The 22,592-nt window shown below is 41.7% G+C and carries 21 protein-coding genes; 3 read left to right on the forward strand and 18 right to left on the reverse strand.

What is annotated here, in order from left to right:
• Window positions 1-54: 54 nt before the first annotated feature.
• Both HMPREF1019_RS06515 and gltX read right to left on the reverse strand, forming a co-directional pair.
• Window positions 55-1,308 carry a malic enzyme-like NAD(P)-binding protein gene (locus tag HMPREF1019_RS06515; RefSeq protein WP_009294916.1) on the reverse strand — a complete coding sequence of 418 codons (1,254 nt, stop codon included), beginning with the start codon at window positions 1,306-1,308 and terminating at the stop codon, window positions 55-57.
• Window positions 1,305-2,684, reverse strand: a complete 1,380-nt coding sequence (gltX, locus tag HMPREF1019_RS06520) for a glutamate--tRNA ligase (RefSeq protein WP_009294917.1) — start codon at window positions 2,682-2,684, stop codon at window positions 1,305-1,307. Before gltX ends, HMPREF1019_RS06515 begins: the two co-directional genes overlap by 4 nt.
• A gap of 70 nt (window positions 2,685-2,754) precedes the next feature.
• On the opposite strand from gltX, the gene HMPREF1019_RS06525 reads away from it, so the two are divergent.
• Complete coding sequence (locus HMPREF1019_RS06525; protein ID WP_004317652.1) at window positions 2,755-3,585, forward strand: peptidylprolyl isomerase; 831 nt, start codon at window positions 2,755-2,757, stop codon at window positions 3,583-3,585.
• A gap of 330 nt (window positions 3,586-3,915) precedes the next feature.
• Here HMPREF1019_RS06525 and HMPREF1019_RS10655 read toward each other — a convergent pair whose 3' ends face one another.
• A complete protein-coding gene (locus tag HMPREF1019_RS10655; protein ID WP_232210175.1) occupies window positions 3,916-4,053 on the reverse strand; it encodes a hypothetical protein in 138 nt (45 codons plus the stop codon).
• 14 nt (window positions 4,054-4,067) lie between these two features.
• Here HMPREF1019_RS10655 and HMPREF1019_RS10370 point away from each other — a divergent pair, with 14 nt between their 5' ends.
• Together HMPREF1019_RS10370 and HMPREF1019_RS10375 are read left to right on the forward strand one after the other, a co-directional pair.
• Window positions 4,068-4,259, forward strand: coding sequence for a hypothetical protein (locus HMPREF1019_RS10370; RefSeq protein WP_232210176.1), 192 nt, complete (start codon window positions 4,068-4,070; stop codon window positions 4,257-4,259).
• Window positions 4,256-4,558, forward strand: a complete 303-nt coding sequence (locus HMPREF1019_RS10375) for a hypothetical protein (protein ID WP_050805236.1) — start codon at window positions 4,256-4,258, stop codon at window positions 4,556-4,558. Before HMPREF1019_RS10370 ends, HMPREF1019_RS10375 begins: the two co-directional genes overlap by 4 nt.
• Here the strand turns inward: HMPREF1019_RS10375 and dapE are convergent.
• From dapE to ileS, 15 genes are all read right to left on the reverse strand, one after another.
• The gene (gene dapE / locus HMPREF1019_RS06540; protein ID WP_009294918.1) at window positions 4,530-5,621 is read right to left on the reverse strand and encodes a succinyl-diaminopimelate desuccinylase; all 1,092 of its coding nucleotides are present in this window, start codon (window positions 5,619-5,621) and stop codon (window positions 4,530-4,532) included. The two genes, HMPREF1019_RS10375 and dapE, sit on opposite strands and share 29 nt — an antisense overlap.
• Window positions 5,621-6,823 carry an EAL domain-containing protein gene (locus tag HMPREF1019_RS10380; protein ID WP_232210177.1) on the reverse strand — a complete coding sequence of 401 codons (1,203 nt, stop codon included), beginning with the start codon at window positions 6,821-6,823 and terminating at the stop codon, window positions 5,621-5,623. The genes dapE and HMPREF1019_RS10380 overlap by 1 nt, the downstream gene beginning before the upstream one ends.
• A 783-nt stretch (window positions 6,824-7,606) precedes the next feature.
• Window positions 7,607-9,811 carry an endonuclease MutS2 gene (locus HMPREF1019_RS06550; protein ID WP_009294920.1) on the reverse strand — a complete coding sequence of 735 codons (2,205 nt, stop codon included), beginning with the start codon at window positions 9,809-9,811 and terminating at the stop codon, window positions 7,607-7,609.
• Complete coding sequence (locus HMPREF1019_RS06555) at window positions 9,808-10,152, reverse strand: hypothetical protein (RefSeq protein ID WP_009294921.1); 345 nt, start codon at window positions 10,150-10,152, stop codon at window positions 9,808-9,810. The genes HMPREF1019_RS06550 and HMPREF1019_RS06555 overlap by 4 nt, the downstream gene beginning before the upstream one ends.
• On the reverse strand, window positions 10,146-10,463 hold the full coding sequence (locus HMPREF1019_RS06560) for a hypothetical protein (RefSeq protein WP_009294922.1): 318 nt from the start codon (window positions 10,461-10,463) through the stop codon (window positions 10,146-10,148). The genes HMPREF1019_RS06555 and HMPREF1019_RS06560 overlap by 7 nt, the downstream gene beginning before the upstream one ends.
• Entirely contained in the window at window positions 10,463-11,770 is a 1,308-nt protein-coding gene (gene murC / locus HMPREF1019_RS06565) for a UDP-N-acetylmuramate--L-alanine ligase (RefSeq protein ID WP_034901633.1), read from the reverse strand. The genes HMPREF1019_RS06560 and murC overlap by 1 nt, the downstream gene beginning before the upstream one ends.
• A gap of 86 nt (window positions 11,771-11,856) precedes the next feature.
• Window positions 11,857-12,210 (reverse strand): MmcQ/YjbR family DNA-binding protein, encoded by a 354-nt coding sequence (locus tag HMPREF1019_RS06570; protein WP_009294924.1) that lies wholly within the window; start codon window positions 12,208-12,210, stop codon window positions 11,857-11,859.
• A 401-nt stretch (window positions 12,211-12,611) separates the two neighbouring features.
• Entirely contained in the window at window positions 12,612-14,096 is a 1,485-nt protein-coding gene (locus HMPREF1019_RS06575; protein ID WP_009294925.1) for a flavocytochrome c, read from the reverse strand.
• A 152-nt stretch (window positions 14,097-14,248) separates the two neighbouring features.
• Window positions 14,249-14,806, reverse strand: a complete 558-nt coding sequence (locus HMPREF1019_RS06580; protein ID WP_009294926.1) for a DNA-3-methyladenine glycosylase I — start codon at window positions 14,804-14,806, stop codon at window positions 14,249-14,251.
• Window positions 14,803-15,597, reverse strand: a complete 795-nt coding sequence (locus HMPREF1019_RS06585; RefSeq protein ID WP_009294927.1) for a carbon-nitrogen hydrolase family protein — start codon at window positions 15,595-15,597, stop codon at window positions 14,803-14,805. Before HMPREF1019_RS06585 ends, HMPREF1019_RS06580 begins: the two co-directional genes overlap by 4 nt.
• Window positions 15,590-15,781, reverse strand: a complete 192-nt coding sequence (gene xseB / locus HMPREF1019_RS06590; RefSeq protein WP_004317712.1) for an exodeoxyribonuclease VII small subunit — start codon at window positions 15,779-15,781, stop codon at window positions 15,590-15,592. The genes HMPREF1019_RS06585 and xseB overlap by 8 nt, the downstream gene beginning before the upstream one ends.
• A gap of 3 nt (window positions 15,782-15,784) precedes the next feature.
• Window positions 15,785-16,891, reverse strand: a complete 1,107-nt coding sequence (metX, locus tag HMPREF1019_RS06595) for a homoserine O-acetyltransferase MetX (protein WP_009294928.1) — start codon at window positions 16,889-16,891, stop codon at window positions 15,785-15,787.
• A complete protein-coding gene (guaB, locus tag HMPREF1019_RS06600; protein ID WP_009294929.1) occupies window positions 16,891-18,339 on the reverse strand; it encodes an IMP dehydrogenase in 1,449 nt (482 codons plus the stop codon). Before guaB ends, metX begins: the two co-directional genes overlap by 1 nt.
• 4 nt (window positions 18,340-18,343) lie before the next feature.
• Entirely contained in the window at window positions 18,344-19,702 is a 1,359-nt protein-coding gene (gene gatA, locus HMPREF1019_RS06605; protein WP_009294930.1) for an Asp-tRNA(Asn)/Glu-tRNA(Gln) amidotransferase subunit GatA, read from the reverse strand.
• A gap of 99 nt (window positions 19,703-19,801) precedes the next feature.
• The gene (gene ileS / locus HMPREF1019_RS06610) at window positions 19,802-22,558 is read right to left on the reverse strand and encodes an isoleucine--tRNA ligase (RefSeq protein ID WP_009294931.1); all 2,757 of its coding nucleotides are present in this window, start codon (window positions 22,556-22,558) and stop codon (window positions 19,802-19,804) included.
• Between the last annotated feature and the right edge of the window lie 34 nt (window positions 22,559-22,592).

Below are 22,592 nucleotides of genomic sequence, written 5' to 3' on the forward strand. Positions count from 1 at the left end.
TCTTTTACAAAATGCCAAGAGAAGAATTTAGCCCAAAATTTGGGCTAAATTTGATTAAAAACCTTTTGCAAGTTTGGCTTTGTAAGCCTCAACATCAAAATCTTTTACTCTCGCTACGCCATCTTCAACTGCAGCTTTTGCAACTGCTGGAGCGACCGCTGTTAGCACGCGCTTGTCAAATGGTTTTGGGATGATGTACTCTTTGCCAAATTTTAGCTCGCTAACGCCACTTGCTTTTAAAACTTCAGCTGGCACTGGCTCTTTTGCAAGCTGTGCAAGCGCTTTAGCTGCAGCCATTTTCATATTTTCAGTGATCTTTTTAGCCCTAACATCAAGCGCTCCTCTAAAGATAAAAGGAAAGCCCAAAACATTATTTACTTGGTTAGGATAGTCGCTTCTGCCTGTACCCATCATTACGTCACTTCTTACAGCCTCAACGTCCTCTGGATAAATTTCAGGCACTGGGTTTGCCAAAGCAAAGATGATAGGCTCTTTATTCATTGAAGCAACCATCTCTTTTGTAAGCACACCAGGCTTAGAAAGACCTAAAAACATATCAGCACCCCTCATCGCATCAGCTAGAGTTCTATCCTCAGTCTCAAGCGCGAACTCTACCTTTTCAGGTGTTAGATCTGTTCTTTTTGAGTGGATTACGCCTTTACTATCTATCATCACGATGTGTTTTGCACCAAGCGCTTTATACATCTTCGCGCACGCAATACCAGCCGCACCTGCGCCGCTAACTACGATTTTTATCTTAGATATATCTTTGCCAGAAATTTCCATCGCATTTATCATGCCAGCACTTGTTATCATCGCTGTGCCGTGCTGATCGTCATGCATGACTGGGATATCAACCGCTTCTTGAAGCTTGCGCTCAATCTCAAAGCACTTTGGAGCACGGATATCTTCTAAATTTATACCGCCAAATGTTGGAGCAAGAGCCTTGCAAATCTCAACGATCTTATCTGGATCATGCTCGTCTAGCTCGATGTCAAAGGCATCAACATTTGCAAATTTTTTAAATAAAACTGATTTTCCTTCCATAACTGGCTTACCAGCGATAGCACCGATGTCTCCAAGTCCAAGAACAGCCGTGCCGTCAGTGATAACGGCTACTAGATTTGCTTTATTTGTATATTTATAAGCTAGTTCATTATCAGCTTCTATCTCTTTGCAAGGCTCTGCAACGCCAGGCGTATAGGCCATTGAAAGGTCTCTTGACGTCTCGCAAGGCGTCTTTACCTTTATCTCGATCTTACCGCCTATGTGGTAGTTTAGTGCTTCTTCTTTAGTTACATGTGTCATTTTTCTTCCTTTAATAAATTTTGTATTCTATTTTTCGTCTCGCTACTGCCTACTACTTCAAGCACTTCAAATATACTTGGGCTCACGCTTGAGCCAGTTAGCGCTATCCTTAGAGCCTGAGCTAGGTCTTTTAGTTTTAAGCCATTTTGCTCTAAAAATTTATTAGTTAGCTCCTCATAGCCCTTCACGTCGAGGTCACGGTCTAAAATTTGAGCAAATTTCGCCAAAATTTCTTTGCTATTTTCATTTATAAATTTAGCCCAAGCTTTCTCATCGTAGCTTTTTGGAGCGTTGATTATCGCGTTTGCGCTATTTGCCATTTCTATTAGTGTCTTTGATCTCTCGCGGAGCGAATTTAGCAGTAGCTCGCCTTTTACCAAAGCCTTAAAATCAACTCCAAACTCAAGCATATCGTGCGCTAGCCTCTCGTAAGGCAGGGTCTTAATGTAGTGAGAATTTAGCCAGTCAAGCTTTTGAGCGTTGTAAGTGCTTGAGCTTTTATTGATGTCGTTTGGATTAAAGTATTTAAGCATATCTTCAATAGTAAAAATCTCATCATCGCCGTGGCTCCAGCCAAGACGAACGAGAAAATTTAAGAGTGCTTCAGGCAAATAGCCCATCTTTTTATACTCCATAACGTCAGTCGCGCCATGCCTTTTGCTAAGCTTTTTGCCATCCTCGCCATTTATCATAGCGACGTGATAAAATTTTGGCACCTTAAAGCCAAGCGCCTCGTAAAGAACGATCTGTTTTGGGGTATTTGAGAGGTGGTCATCACCGCGGATAACGTCAGTTACGCCCATTAGCGCATCGTCTATCACAACCGTGAAGTTATATGTTGGCGTGCCGTCGCTTCTTGCGATGATAAAGTCATCCAAGATATCTTCAACCTTAAATTTAACCTCACCCTTTATGCCATCATGTATGACGATCTCGCCGCTAAGCGGGGCTTTTATACGGATGACTGGCTCGATGCCAGCTGGAGGCGTGCCAGTAAAATCTCTATATCTATTATCATATTTTGGGCGCTCTTTTCTAGCCTCTTGGCTAGCTCTAAGCTCTTCAAGCTCCTCTTTGCTCATGTAGCATTTGTAGGCTTTGCCCTCATCAAGTAGCTTTTTAACGTACTCTTTGTAAAGATCAAATCTCTTTGACTGATAGGTCACTTCGCCGTCGTGATCTAGCTTGCACCAAGCAAATGCCTCTTTTATGGCCTGCGTGGCTTCTTCTGAGTTTCGTTTTAAGTCAGTATCTTCGATGCGGAGCAGAAATTTTCCATTGTTAGCTCTTGCGTATAAATAATTATAAAGAGCTGTCCTAAGTCCGCCTATATGTAGGTATCCAGTAGGCGACGGAGCAAATCTAGTAACTATCATTTTGTGCCTTATTTTTATGTTATAATTGCCCAAAATTATATTTACTAAATACTTAAATAAAGGTTTCATTATGAAAAAATTGCTCTTTTTGGCTGCTGGCGTGTTAAGTGCCTTAAATTTATATTCAGCTCAGATGATAAACGGCATTGCAGCTATCGTGGAGAACGAGCCTATCACGCTTTACGAGGTTTATAGCTTGAAGGAACAGCTAAAGACAACAGAGCAGGACGCTTTAAATTTGCTTATCAGAGATAGACTTGAAGATGCGCAGATAAAAAACTTAAATTTAAGCGTTACGCCTTTTGAGCTAAACGACAGGATCGAGGCGATCGCAAAGCAAAATGGCATGACAAATTCGCAGTTTAGAAACTCTATCCAAGCTCAAGGTATGGACTTTTTGGACTTTAAAAACAACCTAGAGCACAAGATGCTTCAAGAAAAACTTTATAAAAGCATAGCTGCTGAGGCTGGCAAAAACATAAATGAGCAAAAAGCAAAGGCGTATTTTGACGCTAATCCTGATAAATTTAAGGTCTTTAGCACCGCTAGAGTCGTAGTTTATAGAGCAAAAGACCCTGATCTGCTTGAAGCTCAAAAGACAAGTCCGAAGCTACTAGACGGCGTGCAAACACAAGAGGTGAGTTTAGACTATCAAAGCATAGATCCAAGACTTGCTGCGATCATCTCAAGCACAAATAACGGCGACTACACACAGCCTTTGCAAGGACCTGATAGCTTTGATATGTTTTTAGTAAAAGAGAAGATCGGCTCATACACACCAAGCTTTGCTGATGTAAAAGATAACGTTATAAACGAGCTTTACCAAGGCGAGCAAGAAAAATTAATGAGTGATTACTTCGAAAAACTCCGCGCAAAAGCAAAAATTCAAATCCTAAGATAACTTCAAATTTAGCCACTTTGGTGGCTAAATTTCTCCAAAATTTAACTTCAAACTTTATAAGCAAAAACCTGCAAAAGCAGCCAAATTTAATTAAGCTTTTTTGGTAAAAAATTCAACGTAAATAGCGTAGATGTAAGGGCTACTACAGCTTAAGGAGCAAAAAGTGTGATGCCAGCTCCTGAGCTTTCAAGCACGAAGTTATGACTTATCGCAGCACCTGCGCCCATGCCTAAAACAAAAGGAGCTGAGCCTCAAAGCCAAATTTGTATTGATTTAGCACTAAATTTGTGATGCTTGCAAAAAGGACGATAGAGACGATGCCATAAAACATCAAAAGTCACGCTCGAAAATTTTACTGATAGCTCCCACTGAGCAAAATTTACTTCTTTGCATAAATGCGCCATTTTCGCCAAGTTTTAGACCAAAGATAAGTGCTAGTAAAAGCAAAATAGCGATGATCAGTGGCAAAAACCCGATAGCCTTTGCGGTGTCTTTGCTACTTTTTTGGGCGCAAGATCATCTTAGAATACGACAAATTTCTAGGTATAACTCACGAAAAGATAGATAAATTTGAGACATTTTTTAATAAACACGGCGAAATTTCAACCCTCAACTCGCGCCTTATCTTTGAAATTCGTAGTATATCAGCCTGCCAGCTGCACTTGCTAAGATGAATATTTTTAAATTTTACCTACTTACCACGCTTAATGCTAGGGCTTGGTATGCTGTTTTGCTTCGAGTTTGCTACTTTCTAGGCTCAAATCCTGACAAACAGACGCTTCTAATAATAACGATCACCATTTTAGCGGTGATTGCGGTAATAAGCGCGGTCTATATAATGAAGCAGTTTTGCTCTCAGGCAAAATGTAGCATTTTTCTTAAAGCTCGTCCAACAAAGACGCCAGCGATGACGATTAAATTTAACTATTTGACGACAAATGAGATTAGTGAAAATTTTCTATCAAATCTTTAAAAACTTCATAAAGTTTATTTATTTCATCAACGCTAACTCGTTCGTTTTTGGCGTGTATGCGGTCGTTTATGACGCCAAATTCTATCGCATCTACGCCAAATTCAGCAAAGTGCCTTGCATCGCTCGTGCCGCCCTTTGTATTTAAAAGTGGCGTAACGCCGGTGATCTTTGTGACAGATGCCATTAAATTTCTTACGATCTTGCTATCTTTGTTGGTTAAAAATCTATTCGAGCTTTGCTTTATACTAAGCTCGTAGCTAAGCCCATCTAAAACGCTTCTAAGATAGCTCTCAACGTCATTTACATCGGTTAAATTTGAGTTTCTAACGTTAAACATTATGCTAAGCTCACTTGGCGTGACGTTGCAAACCTGCATGCCACCACGAATGTCCGTCACCACGATCTTGCTTGGGCTAAAAAACTCGCTCCCTCCGTCCATATCATGGTCAGCTATCTTACTTAAAAGTGGAGCTATTAAATTTACTGGATTTACGCATTTTTCTGGGTATGCCACGTGGCCTTGAACGCCTTTTATCACGATCTTACCATTTATTGAGCCACGTCTGCCAACCTTTATGCTATCGCCAAATTTCTTATCACAAGTTGGCTCAGCCACGACGCAAAATTTTGGCAGATCACCTACCTCACGCAGATATTCAAGTGCCAAAGGCGTGCCGTAAGTGCCATCACCCTCTTCGTCACTTGTTAAGATGAGGCTTAGTTTGCCATCAAATTTAGCCTCTTTAGCAGCGCAAACAAAGGCAGCCACGCCACTTTTCATATCCTGAGCACCCCTTGCGTAGATGTAGCCATCTTTTTCAAGTGGGGTAAATGGCTCGCTATCCCAGCCATCACCTGGTGGCACGACATCAACGTGTCCTGCAAAGGCTAGATGTTCGCCGTCTCCATAAATTTTAGAAAGTATGAGATTTTTTGTGCCATTTTTTTCTATAAATTTAGCCTCAAAATCAGGCAAAAATTTAGCGATAAACTCCAAGCTGCCTGCATCATCTGGCGTGATAGAGCGAAAGCTTAAAAGCTCTTTTAAAAAGCCAACTACCACTAAAACGCCTTTTTAGAAGGAATTCCCAAGTAAAATCCCTGGAATTCGTCGATGCCTATCTCCTTACAGACGTTAAAGATTTCTTTAGAACGAACATACTCTGCGATCGTTTTTATGCCAAGATCCTTTGCAAATGCCACGATCGCGCTTGCGATGGCGTATGAGTCTTTATTGATATCGATGTCTTTGATGATAGAGCCATCGATCTTCACGTAGTCTGGCTTGATCTTTATGATATAAGAGAAATTTGAGTAGCCAGAGCCAAAGTCGTCGATCGCTATCATAGCGCCCATGCTCTTTACTCGCTCGATAAAGACTGAGACGCGCTCAGCACTCTTTAGCTCCTCGTCTTCAACTATCTCAAAAACTATCCTGCCAGCGACATTGTGCTTATTTAGTAAATTTAAAACAAGTGCGCTAACGTCGCCATCTATCATATCTCGGCTGCTTAAATTTATAGAAAGAACCAAATTTGGATCTTCAGTGAGGTGCTCAAAGCACTTTTTAATGAGCTGTTTTTCAAGGTCTGCATAACGCTTGATACGCTTTGATATATCCAAAAATACGCTTGGTGAGATAACGTCGTCGCGATCTAAAATTCTTATTAAGCATTCATATTTTATAGGGATCTTTTTCTCGTCAAATATCGGCTGAAAATACGGCACAATGTTATCGTTTATCGTAGCGTTTTGGATAAGCTTTGAGCGCTCGATCTGATTTGCGTATTCATCTTTTTGACTTAGCCCTTTAAAGTAGCAAACATAGTCTTTATCAAGCGTCTTAGCTGATTTTAACGCGATGGTCGCCTTTCTTAAGGTCTGGTCGCTATCAAGCGCAAAGCCTATGGTGTTGTGAATTTCTATATCATCGACCTCTACGCCATTTTCATCTTTTATGCTAAGCATCCTGCCTTTAAAGATATCTAGTAAATTTTCAGCTAACTCCTCGTATCTGTCGATAAAGTCGTTATTATCTTCGACCAAAGCAAATCTGTCCGCCTCGATACAATAAGCCTTCATATTCTCATTTTTTGCAAATTCTTTAATGAGATTTGCCATCTGTTTTAAGATCTGATCGCATACGTATTTGCCGTAGTAGTCGTTCATCTTGCCAAAATCATCGATATCCATAAGTATCACTTTTGGATATTTATACTCATTTACATCTCTCGTGAGTGCAGCTTTATTTAAAAGTCCTGTCATCGGATCAATATATAGTTTCTCACTTAAATCAGCTATCTTTTCAATACTATCTTTTTTTAATTTATCATAGTCGAATACAATTCTTTTATACTTGATAATAAATAAAGAACTTACGATAAGGCCGATAATTAACCCAGCAAAACTTATAAAAAATGTTATATACATATTTTGAAAAAACCACTGATAAAAGTACCTATCACTAAAACCAATAATTCTTTGATTAATATTTGCCTTAAAGCCTAAAATATAGTCTTTTATAGGCACAAACATACAAACTTTTGCACTATTTTCAGGTAATATTTCAGCTAAGAAATAATCTTTTTGAAAATCATGCGAATATATATCTCCACATTCCTTATCATCATAGTCTTTTCCGACTAATCTTGCATCCGAAGCTGCCACGATTTTAAAACCATTTTTATCATTGTCTTTTAGTAAGGCTACATTTCCAATGGCACTATTATTTATATAATTTTGAAAATTTGCAACATTTAAATTACTGACATTTTTAAAGTAATTTACAAACTGATATGTTAAATATTCTGTCCTTTTTCTAATATCATAGCCACTAGAGGTAATAGCACTATTATATTTAAAATAAAAAACAACCAAATTTTCAATCACAAAGAATGAAAATAATACAAACATAACAATAGCAATAATTTTGACATTGTTTATACTTTTTTTTTGTAAATCTTCAGACATAAAATTAAACTCCCTTTCCTATGGCTAAGGCTTTCAAATTATAACTACCATTAAATAAAATTTAACTTTTGCTTTAAATTAAAGCTTAACGATCTTTGCACCGTATCCGCCTTGATTTGCCGGTGCATCGTGAAATTCTTTCACGCTTGGATGCTCTTTTAAGAAATTTTTAACAGCAAAGGCGAGCTTGCCAGTGCCGATGCCGTGAAATACGCTAACCTCGTCAAACCCCATAACAAGACTATCTGAGATAAATTTATCAAGCTTTGCTATCGCCTCGTCAGCTCTCATGCCGTGTAGATCAAGCGAGAGCGAGGCCGTTTTTGGCTTATCTACGCTTAAACTTACGCCACCTTTTTTAGGCAAGATTACTTCGTTGCCATTTTTTCTTAAAAGCTCAAGTGGCACGCGCAAATTTATGCCATTTGACTCGATCATCGCGTCATTTTTAGAGATGCTTAAAACCGTGCCTTTGATATTTTCATATTTCACTCTATCGCCTACTTTTAGGCTCTCACGCTCAGTTTTTTTAGGCTTAACGATGGTAGCTTTTTTCTCATTTGCCACGTTTAGCGCCCTTTGCTTGTCTTTAATGTCCTTGAAATTTATAACAGCTTTTGCCGCATTTATCGCGTCAAAATACTCTTTTTCAAGGCGCGAAATAGTCGCATTTAGCTTGATCTCATTTTTCTCTTTTAGCTCTTTTTGCTCCTCAAGCAAGCGCTCCAGCCGCTCCTCTTTTGCCGTGACCTCTTTTATCCCCTCATCAAGCTTGGTTTGTAAATTTAGCGTCTTTGTGATGATCTCGTTTAAATTCTCTTTATCTTCGCCATAAATTTTCTTTGCCTGCGCCACTAAATTTTGAGATATGCCGTATCTTGCCGCAGTTTCAAAGGCATAAGACTTGCCGATCGTGCCTTTTAAAAACTCAAATTTAGGCCTTTGAGCCGCCTCGTCGTAAAGTGCCGCCACTAGCTCAACCTCTTTGTTTTTAGCTAGCAACATCGCAAGGCGCTTGTGGTGGGTCGTGATGATCATTTTGATATCTTGAGTGATGAGGCGCTCTATCATGACGCCATACAAGCTCGCAGCCTCCTCAAAGTCGGTGCCAAGCTCGATCTCGTCAATGCCGATGATGATCGATTTTTTAGTAAAAAGCCTTGCAAAATGCACCATCCTGCCAGCAAAGGTCGAGATGTCGTTTTTCACGCTTTGCGGATCTTCGATGATCGCGTCAAATTCTTTAAAAGAGCCGATGCTTGAGCGGTTTGCGTCGATACGCATAGGTAGCAGATACTTTGCAAGCAGCGTGGCTGAGATGATTGATTTTAAAAGCATCGACTTACCGCCAGCATTTACGCCGGTTATTAAAAGCACTTTTTTGCTAAAATCCACGCTCACGCTCTTTGGGTTTTTAAGCGCTGGATGGGCAAATTTCTCAAGCTTGATAACATGCGAGCTATTTGGCAAAACAAACTCATAGTCACGTGATCTAGCCAAATTTACACGAGCCTGATATGCGTCAAACTGATCAAAAGCGTTATTTATAAATTTCAAAAAAAGCAGGCTCTTGCTCATTTGCAAGCTAAATTTCTTGCAGTGCTCAAAAATAATCTCCTCTTTTTTATCAAGTAGCTCGCTTTGCTCCTTTTTTAGGCGCTCGGTGCTTGCAGGTGCGACGTAGAAGTAGCCGCCCGAGCTTCTAGCGATCACGGTGCCTTTTAGGGCGTGATTAAAGCCGCCACGCACCAAAAGAGCCTCTTGCGAGTTGATGTAGTGCGTCTGGGTATCTACAAGATAGGGCGTGATGTGCTTTGAGTAGATGAGCTTTTTAAGTTCAGCGTCGATCTGGCGCTTTTTCTCGCTAAATGCCTGCTTTATCGCATAAAATCTCTCATCCACGCTGTCGCTAAACTCGCCGTTTTCATCAAAGCTATTTGCCATCTGGCTCATCGCTTCAGGGATTTCAACCTTTGCGATCCACTCGCCAAGCCTACCTTCAAATTTTTGCTTTTTTAGATATGAAAAATACTTAATGATCTTTGCAAACTCGTAAATTTCACTGATGTGAAGTACTGCTTGCTTGCTAAGTCTCATGAGTGCGTCATCAAGCTCTTTTATCTCATCAGGCGCCTTAAAATCATACTTTGAAAGCTCGCTAATGTTTTCAAAGTGGATTTTGCTGTCGCCTTGTAAAAATAGCGGTTTTTGCCTTGCTAAAAAGGAGTTAAATTTATCCAGATACTCGCCTAGATCGAGCTTTAAAAATATCTCTTCAGTCATTGCTCGCAACTTTTTATAGGCACGATGACGCCTGAAAGATCGCTAAATTCTCGCTTTGGCAAAAATGACGCCGTGCCAAATTCGTAGTTAAATTTCTCAGCGCTCACGTTGTATTCGCCACATTTTAGTGTTTTGCCCTGTTTAAAATCGCTAACTAGTTTTGAGATAGCGTCCTCGTTTTTTGATAAATTCTCTTCGTAAAAATAGACACAAACAAGGATCGCTACAAGCACTGCGCTAACAAGCGCTTTAACGCCTTTGCTAATCTTTTCATCTTTTATCGCCCAAATCGCTCCAAAAAGTAGCATCACACCGGCGATTATTATCAAATTTCTTACCATTTCACGCCTTTATACTTTGCGATGAGCTCTTTGTAAAGCTCGGCATGAGGCTTGATCTTTTCTAAAATTTCAGCCCTAACCTCGCTGATATCTTGCTTTTCAACTAGCAAGCAAACAGCTAGATAGGGGGCATTTGGCAGCATATCTTTTATTTGGGCACTATTTAGCTTTTGCGACCTTGCAAGCGCGATCAAGATATCTTTTTTGCCTAAATTTATAAGGCTTGAAATTTCATCTTCGCTAAGCTCTTTTTCTTTTATCTCTTTTAAAATTTCATTTTCATCTTGGGGCTTAAAGTTGCTTAGATCCATTAATATCCGCCTCTTAATTGCACGCTGATATCGCCCGCTCCAAAACCAACTACGATGCCGTCACTTAGGCGGTTTTTCACGCCAAATTCATCTGTAAATTCTATCCCCTCTTCAACCCTCTCGACCTTATCTGTAAAGATCGGGTTATACTCGCTAAATTCGCTCTTCATATCAACTTCGATCGGATTTTCACCTGCTGCATAAACTGGCAAGATAACAAGCTCATCAACGCCCTTAAAGCACTCTTTAAAGCCAGGTAAATTTGTGCTAAGTCTTGTGTAGCGGTGCGGCTGAAATATCGCTGTGACGCTGTTTATACCTAAAATTTTGGCGTATTCAAAGACTGATTTTAGCGTCGCTTTTATCTCGGTTGGATGGTGCGCGTAGTCGTCTATTAGGACGAAATTTTTATTTGCGCTAAGTATGTCAAAACGCTTTTTGATGCCTTTAAAATTTAATAAATTTTCTCTTATATCTTTAAGCGGCGTCTCGTGCATCGCAGCAAGGATAGCCAAAGATGCGTCTATAGCGATGTGCTCGCCCATGCCAAAGGCTTCAAATTTGCCTAAATTTTTAAGGTTAAAGCTGGTGTATGGCTGATAGTCTCTTACAACCATCGTTAGCTCGGTGATATCACTGCTTGGATAAAGCCTGATCGCATCAAGCTTAAGAGTGCTCAAAAACTCATCCTCAGCGTTTATCACTCTAACCTTCGCGCGCTCCAAAAAGCCCTTGTAAGCTGCGTAAAATTTAGCTAGATCATAATCATAGTGCTCCATATGCTCTGGCTCTGCGTTTGTGACGATGGCTAGATATGGGTTTGAGTTTAGAAAGCTTGAGTCACTCTCATCGGCCTCAAATACGACGTTATCGCTTTTGGCGTAGCGCATATTTGAGCCAAACTGCTTTGATATGGCGCCGATGATGACTGAGCCTTCTATTAGGCTTGCTAACATCGCCGAAGTCGTGCTCTTGCCATGCGCGCCAGCTACTGCGAAAACGCACTTATCTTCAAGCACATAGGGCAAAATTTCTTTTCTTGAAAAGCACTTTATGCCCTTTCTTCTAGCCTCCACTAGCTCGATGTTGTCCTCTTTTATCGCAGCTGAATAGACCACAAAGTCTTGATCTTTTATCGCCTCTTTGCAGTGTGGCGTGATGACCTCGATGCCCTCATTTTGAAGTTCAAGCGTCGTCTTGCTCTCTTTGATGTCGCTACCGCTTATCTTATGGCCTTTTTCGTGTAAAAATCTAGCGATGGCTGAGATGCCGATGCCGCCGATGCCTATGAAATGGACTTTTCTGATCTCGTTGTTTAGCTCTTGCAAATTTTATCCTTAAGTTTTTCGTGATTTTAACAAAAACTACTAAATTTAAGGCTGAAAAATGGCTTTTATTTGCTTAAGCTAAAGCTCTCTTCTATCAGGTTAAAAACGGTTTTTTGTGAGATTTTGGAGTTTAAATTTATGCTTATCCAGTGCTTTTTATTCATGTGATAGGCTTTAAAAATTTGCCTCTCATCAACTAGCACCATGGCTAGATCTGGGCTACATTTTAGATTTAAAACCTCGATCATCTCGTCACTTTCAAGACCAAGCTTGCTAGCGCTTAGCTGCATAAGCAGCGCAAACCACTTCTTGTTATTCTTGTGACGAAATACACTAAATTTTGGATATTTTGGGAAAATTTGCTCCCCTAAAATGTCAAATTTCTCTTTTATATATTTTTCAACGTCACTTCGTTTCAAATTTCACTCCGAAATAAAATTATCATTTTTTTAAATCCCCCGTCTGCTTGCAGTTACGGGTCGAAGCCCGAGCAAAAACCCCTCGCACGTTAGAGATTGCTGTGCTTCACACAGGTTTAGTGATTTGTAAATTTTAAAATTTCATGAGCGAGCAATTTCGGCTCTAAATTTTGAGCTAAGCTGTAAGCGAAGCCAAAATTTAGTAGTCAATTCTTGTGAGCGAATGAAAGTTTTTAAATTTACTAATAAAAAACAAAATTTTAAACTCTGCACCGATAAATTTGGAGGCTAGCATTGCCTGCCTAAGCCAACGACAAAACAAACTGCCTCCAAATTTAACACGAGTAAATTTAGATATTCTCCCCAGCTATCATGCCAAATGTCAAGCAGTCAAGTATCGCTCAACTACCAAGTCTGCTAGCTCCGTGCGTGCCACCAGTGACCTCGCCAGCAGCGTAAAGTCCCTTGATCGGCTCATCGTCGATGTTTAGCACCTGAGCTTTGGTGTTGATCTTTACGCCGCCCATTGTGTGGTGAAGCTTTGGAGCGCCACGCATAGCGTAAAATGGAGCTTGTGAGATGGTGATGCCATCAGTTAGCTTGATAGGCTTGTCAAAATCCTCATCCTTGCCATTTTTAACAAATTCGTTGTATCTTTCAACCGTTTTTTCTAGCTCGCCAGCTGGCATTTTGTAGTATTTAGCAAGGTCTGCTAGCGTGTCAAATTTCATTATGACGCCGTTTTTCATAGGATTTGCAAGGTCGCTCTCGACTAGCTTTGCAGCAGCTACTGAGTCACATAAATTTATAGGATAGCTGTCGTTTTTAGCATCAATTATCCTAAACATCGCATCAGCTCTTATCTTGCGGTCAGCAAGCTCGTTCATATAGCGTTTGCCGGTCTTTGGATCGACTAAGATGCCGTATCTAAAGGCAGCTTGTGAGGCAAATTTACTTGTGATGCCGTTGCCTTTTTCGTCAGGGCATTTATATGGGATGTATTGTATCCAGCCGATTTGAACAGGTAAAGCGCCTATTTTTAGGGCTGAGATCAAAGCACCTGCTGTTGCGCCTGGGTGGTTTGTGGTGTCAAATTCAGGCACTGCGCGCGGGTCTTGAAGCTTTCTAAAAAATTTATCGCTACAAAAGCCGCCGCTTGCTAGCACGACGCCTTTTTTAGCCTTTATAAATTTACGCTCGCCGCTTTTGTTCTCTTTGTCATCGCTAAATAGATTTTTATCAAATTTATAGTCATTTCGCACTGCAACGCCTACTATTGCGCCATTTTCATCAGTCACAAACTCATCAAATTTGCACCTTGTTCTTAGCTCGCAGCCTTGTAAATTTTTAAATGTCTCAGCTAGAGGCTGAACTATGCCAGAGCCGCTTGTATTTGAGGTGTAGTATGTTCTTGGCACGCTGTGACCGCCCTCAAGAAGTAGCTTGTCTAGGTATTTTGCGCCGTGTTTTACGGTGAAGTTAAATGTATCAACTGCGCGATCAGCCAGTATGGCGAGCTGATCTACGTGGTTTAGCCCGAGGCCAGCTTTTACGCAGTCTGAGATGAAAATTTCTTTTGAGTCTTTGACTCCATTTTTCTTTTGAAGTTCGCTGTTTGGCACGGCAAAAATTCCGCCATTTATTACAGAGTTGCCACCAACGCGTCCCATTTTTTCTAGGATAAGCACCTTGTTGCCGCGCTCATTTGCCTTGATACCAGCTGCAAGGCCTGCAAAGCCACTGCCGATAACCACAACGTCCCACTCCTCGTCAAATTTGACATCTTTATCTCTGAAGACTGGCATATCGCTCGCATAAACTCCGCTTGCAGCAAGAGCCGAAACAGCACCAAATTTTATGAAATCACGTCTAGAAACTTTACTCATAGCGTCTCATTTTTAGTATTACGCCTAAGCCTGTAAATTTTAAATTTACACCTTTGTTCAAACCCATTGTGATTACTAAAATTATAGGATTATTTATGATAAAGATTACTTAAAATTATTTATTTTACATTAAGATTACAGTTGCGGCGAGCTTAAATTTTGCCTTTACAAAAGCACTCATTTTCGTGATCATCGATGACGCCAACGCCTTGCAAAAACGAGTAGATGATCACGGCGCCTACAAATTTAAAGCCACGCTTTTTCATATCTTTTGAGATGCGCTTAGAGAGCTCGCTACTTGTTGGCATATCTTTGGCGCTTTTTATGTCATTTATCACGCGCTTGCCATTTGTAAATTTATAGATGTAGTTATAAAACGAGCCAAACTCGGCGCAAAGTCCTAAAAAAGCCTTGGCATTTTTTGGCAGAGAGTAAATTTTAAGGCGGTTTTTAATCGCTCTATCATCGCTTAAAAGGCTTTGAAGCTTCTTTTCATCATAATCTGCGATCTTTTTTGCGTCAAAGCCATCTAAAATTTGAGCAAGCCCAGCTCTTTTTCGTAGCACGTAGTCCCAGCTAAGGCCAGCTTGAAAGCCCTCTAAAATGAGCATTTCAAAGAATTTATTATCATCTTTGACCGCCCTGCCCCACTCATAGTCGTGATAGCTCCTGCTAAACTCGCTCTTTTTGGCCCAGGCGCAGCGCTTCATCTTTTAAATTTAGCCTCTATCTGCATAAAGCCCCAGGTGCTTCTAGCCTCGCTAAGCTCCTTTTTACTAAGCTCATCGATCATCATCTCTTCATTTTTGCCAAGCCTGTTCTTAACCTCGCCAAATGGGCTAATGAGCATCGAGTCGCCGTAAAAACTCCACTGCTCATCCTCGCTCTTGTGGCTTCCCACGCGATTTACGCGAAGCACATAAACGTTGTTTGTAAAGGCTCTAACCTTTAAAAGCTCCTCCCAGCGCGCCTGAGAAAAAAACGTGCAAGCCGTTGGCACAAGCACGATATCGACCTTTTTAGCGCTCATATACGCCCAGCACACGTCAAAGTGCGCCTCGAAGCCAAACATGATACCAACCTTAAATTTATCGTATGTAAAGATGGGTAAATTTAGCTCTTCACTTGCGTTGCTAAAAAACTTCGCCTCGTTCCAGTGCGCGTAAGGCATGAGAATTTGCTGGTCGTATAGCTTTACTTGCGTTGGGCTAAATTTAGCTAGGCTTTTAAATATCTCCTTGCCTTTTAAATTTATGATAGGTGCGATGATGTTTAGATCATACTTTTTTGCCATCGCAAAGAGTGCCTCTTTTTTGCGCTCGCTCTGCTCTTTTATGAGGCTTTTTGGCATGCTGGCAAGCTCTTTAAAAAAGCTATTTAGCACGTATTCGCCAAGGACAACCAGCCTTGCGTTTTCATCCGCGCAAATTTTAAGGTAATAATCAAGCCTCGCCTCGCTTAAGGGCTGCGTTGGTAGCTGAAGGGCGCAAATTTTACTCATCATCCACCTGCTTTATGCTAAGTTTTGCGTTTTCTAAAATTTCTCTTGCCTCGTTTAAGAGCTTTTTGCCCTGCTCGTGCAGCTTTATGCTGTTTTCTAAGCTCACATCATCTTTGTTTAGATCGTTTAAAATTTTATCAGCAAGGGCTAATTTTTCTTCAAAACTTTGCTCTTTTTGCTCCATTTTCTATCCTTTTAATATATTTTTTATATATCCATCAAATTTTTCTATCTCGACCAAAAAGGCGTCGTGGCCGTAGTTGCTATCTATCTCAACAAAATTTGTCTTTGCGCCTCTGCCCATCTCGCAAAGTGCGTCATAAATTTCTCTCATGCAGCTTGGCGGAAAGAGTAGATCACCTTTGAAAGCGACTAGATGCAAATTTGCTTTGATCGGCGCAAGGGCGTCTTTTAGACTATCGTAGTGCCTTGTGCAGTCAAAGATATTCATCATCTTTACGATGTATAGGTAGCTTAGCGGGTCAAACCTCTTTGGGAAGTTGTAGCCGTTATACTCCATGTAGCGATCGACCTGAAAATGCCCAAAAAGATCATAAAGGCCGTCGGTTTCGACGTAGTTGCGTCCAAATTTTTTATCCATGCTATCAGGGCTTAAGAAGCTGATGTGCCCTGCCATCCTGCCGTAAGCCATGCCTTTTAGCCCATTTTTTCTTATAAATTCCACGTCATATTCGCCATTTTTGAAATTTTCATCGTTTAAAATGGCTTCAATGGCGATCTTGTTAAACGCTATCGCCCAAGGCTTTGTCTGGTAGGTGCTTGCAAGCATTATGATATCTTGCGCAAATTCTGGAAACTCGATAGCGTAGCAAAGTGCCTGCATACCGCCAAGACTGCCGCCTATCACGGCTCTTGCCCTTGTGATACCAAGCTCGCCAAATAGCCTAATCTGCGCCTTTACCACGTCACTTATAGCAAGGACTGGGAAATTTAGCCTATACTCTTTGCCGCTACTTCTATCCACGCTTAGCGGCGAGGTCGAGCCAAAGCACGAGCCTAGGATATTTACGCAAATGACGTAAAATTTATCCGTATCGACCGCCTTTTTACTGCCTATTAGCCCGTCCCACCAGCCAGCTTTCTCATCGCCTGCGTAGGTGCCAGCAGCGTGGTGCGAGCCAGTTAGGGCGTGACAGATCACGATAACGTTGCTTTTATCAGCATTTAGCGTGCCGTAAGTCTCGTAAATAAGCTTGAAATTTGATAGCATACGGCCACTCTCAAGATAGAGTGGCTCGTTAAATTTAATAGTTCTAGTTTGCAGGTCTAACACTAATTAACTTTGTAGTTTGGTGCCTCGTGAGTGATAACTACGTCGTGGACGTGGCTCTCTTTTAGTCCAGCGCTTGTTATCTCGACAAATTCAGCTCTTTCTTGAAGAGTTGGGATATCTTTTGCACCGACATAGCCCATAGCGCTTCTTAGGCCGCCTATTAGCTGATGGATCACATCTTTTATGCTGCCAGCAAATGGCACACGACCTTCGATGCCTTCAGGCACAAGCTTGTCTTGAGCGGTGCCCTCTTGGAAGTAGCGGTCCGAGCTGCCCTTTGTCATAGCGCCTATTGAGCCCATACCGCGATATACTTTATACTGGCGACCTTGGAATGTTATAAGCTCGCCCGGGCTCTCCTCACAACCTGCAAGTAAGCTACCTGCCATAACGCAAGCTGCACCTGCTGCAAGGGCTTTTGCCACGTCGCCTGAGTATTTTAGACCGCCATCAGCGATAACTGGGATGCCATATTTTGCTGCTTCGCTTGCGCAGTCGTCAATCGCTGAAATTTGAGGCACACCAACGCCAGCAACGATCCTTGTAGTACAAATAGAACCTGGTCCGATGCCTACTTTTATGCCGTCCGCTCCTGCTTCTGCTAGGTCTTTTACGGCTGCTGGATTTGCGATATTACCAGCTACGACATCGACTTTGAAATTTGCTTTTACCTCTTTTAAAGTATCGATGATGCCCTTTGAGTGGCCGTGAGCTGAGTCGATGACAATGACATCTACGCCAGCATCGACTAGCGCTTTAGCGCGGTCTATCTGACCCACGCCAATAGCCGCAGCCACGCGAAGTCTGCCGTAGCTATCTTTGTTTGCGTTTGGGTACTCTTTACGTTTTTTTAGATCTTTTATAGTGATAAGTCCGTCAAGTCTGCCATCTTTATCGACGATAGGTAGCTTCTCAACCCTATTTTGAGAGAAAATTTTCTCCGCATCATCAAGCGTGCAGCCCTTTGGTGCAGTGATAAGCGGTGCTTTTGTCATGCGATCTTTTACCAAAGTGCTCATATTTGTCTCAAATCTCAAATCGCGGTTTGTTAAAATTCCTATTAGTTTACGGTCCTTGTCGATGACTGGAACGCCTGAAATATGAAGATCTGACATAAGGCTTAGAGCTTCAGCCACGGTCGCTTCTGGATTTATAAAGATAGGATCGATGATGACGCCACTTTCGCTTTTTTTGACGCGCTTGACCTCTTTTGCTTGGCTTTCGACGTCCATATTTTTGTGTATTACACCGATACCGCCGAGCCTTGCCATCATGATAGCAGTTCTATGCTCAGTCACCGTATCCATCGCAGCAGAGACGATCGGGATATTTAGCGTGACGTTTTTGCTGATCCTGGTTTTTACATCAACTTGCTTTGGCAAAATTTCAGAGTATTGCGGCACAAGAAGCACATCCTCAAATGTTAAAGCTCTCTTTACTATCTTCATATTTTTATCCTTTTATTAAATTTTCTAGGCTCTTAGCACCATTTATCAAGGTCTGTTCGTCCCACGCTTTTGCGATGAGCTGGGCGCTCACGTTTAAATTTTGATCATCTTTGCCAACTGGCACAGAGATAGCTGGCAGGCCTGCTAAATTTACGCTGATCGTGTAGATATCGCTTAGATAGGCTTGAAGCGGATCGCTGTGTGCTCCAAATTTATAAGCTGTGCTTGGAGCAACTGGCATGAAGATGAGATCATTTTCTTCTAAAATTTTCTCATACTGAGCTTTTATATGTGCTCTTGCTTTTTGTGCTTTGATATAGTAAGCATCGTAGTATCCGCTACTTAGCACGAATGTACCAAGCAAAATTCTTCTTTTTACCTCTTCGCCAAAGCCTTCTGAGCGTGAATTTACATATAGTTCTTTTAAATTTTTAGCATCTGCGCGTCTGCCGTATCTCACGCCGTCATAGCGGCTTAAGTTTGCGCTTGCCTCTGCGGTTGCGATGATGTAGTAGGCAGCAACGTCATATTTTGAGTCTTCAAAATTTGTATAAGTTACGCTGTGTCCGTGTGATTTTAGCTTTTCAATAGCTAAATTTAAAGCAGCTTTTGTCTGCTCGCTTGCGTTTTCGACGTAGTTTTTGATGACACAAATTTTTAGCTTTTTGTTGCCGTCTATCTTGTCGCTAACGCTCACAAACGGCACATCTGCGCTCGTGCTATCTTTTGGATCATGTCCAGCGATCGCGTCATATAAAATGGCTGCATCTTCTACGTTTTGCGCGATCGGCCCTATTTGATCAAGGCTGCTTGAGTATGCACCAAGGCCGTATCTGCTCACTCTGCCATAAGTTGGCTTAAGTCCTACGCATCCGCAAAATGCCGCTGGCTGGCGGATCGAGCCACCAGTGTCACTACCAAGTGCGGCTACTGCAAGGCCGGCTGCGACTGCTGCTGCTGAGCCACCGCTACTGCCACCTGGGACGTGAGCGTGATTTAGTGGGTTTAGTGTTTTGCCGTAAAATGAGCTCTCAGTCGTGCTTCCCATCGCAAATTCGTCCATATTTGTGCGGCCAAATGGAGCTAAATTTTTACTAAGTAGCTTCTCGATGACGGTTGCGTTATAAGGTGCTACGTAGCCTTGTAAAATTTTAGAAGCGCACGTGACGCTCCAGCCTTTTACTTGGATGTTGTCTTTTATAGCGATAGGCACGCCCTCGCCTAGTTTTGCGATCTCTAAATTTGCTAGCTGCTCGACATAAGCGCCAAGCTCTTTTTCTTTTATGATCTTCGCCTCAAGCTCGGCTCTTAAATTTTTTATCTCTTCAGCTGAAAATTTCAAAGCTTCTTTTAAAGTTACCACTATTTTTATCCTTTAAATTTATTAACCAAAAATATGCCAAACAAGCTAACAACGACCACCGCAGCGATCGTTGCTATTATGATAGTTGCGCTTACTGGCTCACTTAGCACTTATGACCTCTTCGCATCTTGGGCATAGCGCATCTTCTTTGCTAGCGTTAAATTTCCAGCATCTTGGGCATTTGTGAAGGTTGCTTGCTATGATCTTAAATTTATCGCCCTCTAGCTCAAACTCAGCTAACGGCTCGCTATCATCATAAGCTCTAACCGAGCTTACCATGTAAAGATCGGCCACTTCGCGCTCGTCGTAGCCTGTGATGTTGTGGTTTGTGGTCTCTAGGCTTAGCTCTAGAGTTGATTTTATCTTTTTGTCCTTCTTAAGAACGTCCACAATCTCGTTAAATTTCTCCCTGCTAGCAAAAAGCAGCTCATCTTCAAAGCTAAGGTCAAATTTGATAGGCTCATAAACTAAGTCAAACGCGTCTTTTGCCTCGCCTTTGATGATCTTTGGAGCGTAGTCCATCACCTCATCAACGGTGTAAGTAAGCGTTGGGGCGATGAGTGGCAAAAGTGCCTTTGTTATGATCGCCATTGCGCTTTGAGCTGATCTTCTTCTTGGGGCGTCTTTTGCGTCGCAGTAAAGTCTATCTTTACAAACGTCAAGATAGACGCCGCTAAGATCGGCTGAAAGGAAATTTAAAAGGATGTTAAAACCCTTTGAAAAGTCGTAATTTTTAAAGCAAGCGCTCGCCTCGTCAAAGACCTTTTTAGCACGAGCTAATATCCACTTATCAAGGATGTTAAACTCTGTATTTAAGCTCTCAAGATCATTTACGTTTGCTAGTAAAAAGCGGATCGTATTGCGGATTTTGCGGTACTGCTCGCTTATTTGTTTTAATATATCTTCGCTTATTTTTAGGTCACTTGAGTAATCACTCATACCAACCCAAAGACGTAAAATTTCCACGCCGTGCGTCTTAGCCACATCTTGTGGAGCGATGACGTTGCCCTTGCTCTTACTCATCTTTTCGCCCTTAGCATCGACAGTAAAGCCGTGAGTTAGGATGCTCTCATAAGGTGCGTGAGAATTTATAGCTGTGCTTACTAGAAGCGAGCTTTGAAACCAGCCGCGGTGCTGATCTGAGCCCTCAAGATACATGCTTGCAGGGTATTTGCCAGCGTCGTAGTTGTCGCTTTGTAAAACCGCATGCCACGTCGAGCCACTATCAAACCAAACGTCAAGTATGTCCATAACTTTTTCTAAATTCTCAGCCTTGTATTTTGTGCCATTTGGTAAAAGCTCATCTATACTTAGCGCCCACCACGCATCAGCGCCTTTTTCTTTAAAGATAGCCACGATGTGCTCTAAAATTTCACTATCAAATATAACTTCTTTTGTCGCTTTATCTCTGAAAAACGCGATCGGCACGCCCCAGTCACGCTGACGAGAGATGCACCAGTCTGGGCGATTTTCTATCATCGAGCCTATTCTTTTTATGCCCACACTTGGATAAAATTTAACCTTTTCAAGCTCTTTTAGCGCTGTTTGTCTAAGCGTTTTGCCGCCTAGTTTAGCCTCGTCCATAGCTATAAACCACTGCTTTGTGGCTCTATAAATGACAGGCTTGTGCGTTCTCCAACAAAATGGATAAGAGTGCCTAAATTTAGAGACGCTAAGCAAGTTTTTGCCAAGTAGCTCTAAAATTTTCTCATTTGCTTTAAAGATATGCATACCGACAAACTCGTCTACCACGTCACTTCTAAATAGTCCGTGATGTTTTATGCTCTCATCGTAGCAGCCACCGTCATCAACTGGCATCAAAATTTCGCTAAAGCCATATTTCAAACAGACGTAGTAGTCGTCCTCGCCGTGTCCTGGAGCTGTATGAACAAGTCCAGTACCCCCATCCATCATGACGTGATCGCCTAGTAAAAATTTAGACTTTCTGCCGTTTAGTGGATTTATCGCGTGGGTGTTTTCAAGTAGGCTTGATTTAAACTCTTTTTTGACCTCACCCTTACTTAGACCACTCTGCACAACACTTTCAAGTAGTGGCTTTGCAAATATCAAATTTTCAGCCGTTAGCACATAAATTTCATCTGGTTTTAGGCTTATGGCTTGATTTGCTGGAAGTGTCCAAGGCGTGGTCGTCCAGATGACAGCGCTTGCCTCTTTTACGCCAAGCTTTTCTAGCGCGTCGCCATCAAGCTCAAATGCTACGTAAATAGAGTAGTCCTCTTTCTCCTCGTACTCGACCTCAGCTTCAGCTAGCGCCGATCTAGCCGCCCAGCTCCAATAAACTGGCTTGCTTCTCTCTACCAAAAGCCCCTTTTTAGCGATCTCGCAAAGTGCTTTGTAGATGTCGGCCTCAAACTCAAATTTCATCGTCATGTATGGATTTTCAAAGTCGCCGATGATACCAAGGCTTTTAAATTCATTTCTTTGAATGTCTATAAATTCTCTCGCGTGCTGTCTGCAAAGCTCCCTGATCTCGACCTTGCTAAGCTCTTTTTTCTTATCGCCAAGCTTTACTTCGACTTGCTGCTCGATAGGCAAGCCGTGGCAGTCCCAGCCTGGCACGTAGCGGACGTTTTCGCCGTAAAAATAGTGCGTTTTTGTGATGATATCTTTTAAAATTTTATTTAACGCGTGACCGATGTGAAGGTGGCCGTTTGCATACGGAGGGCCGTCGTGGATGTTGAAGTTTTTAACCGCATTTTGGCGATTTTTCTTCATTTTTTCATAAACCTTGCGCTCTTCGTACCATGATTTTAGTCTTTGTGGTTCATTTTGTGGGAGATTTCCGCGCATCGGGAAATTTGTCTCTGGGAGTAAAAGTGTCTCTTTGTAGTCCATTTTTTACCTTGATTTTAAAATTTGCTAATTTTAC

Source organism: Campylobacter sp. 10_1_50, assembly GCF_000238755.1.
Lineage (GTDB): Bacteria > Campylobacterota > Campylobacteria > Campylobacterales > Campylobacteraceae > Campylobacter_A > Campylobacter_A concisus_R.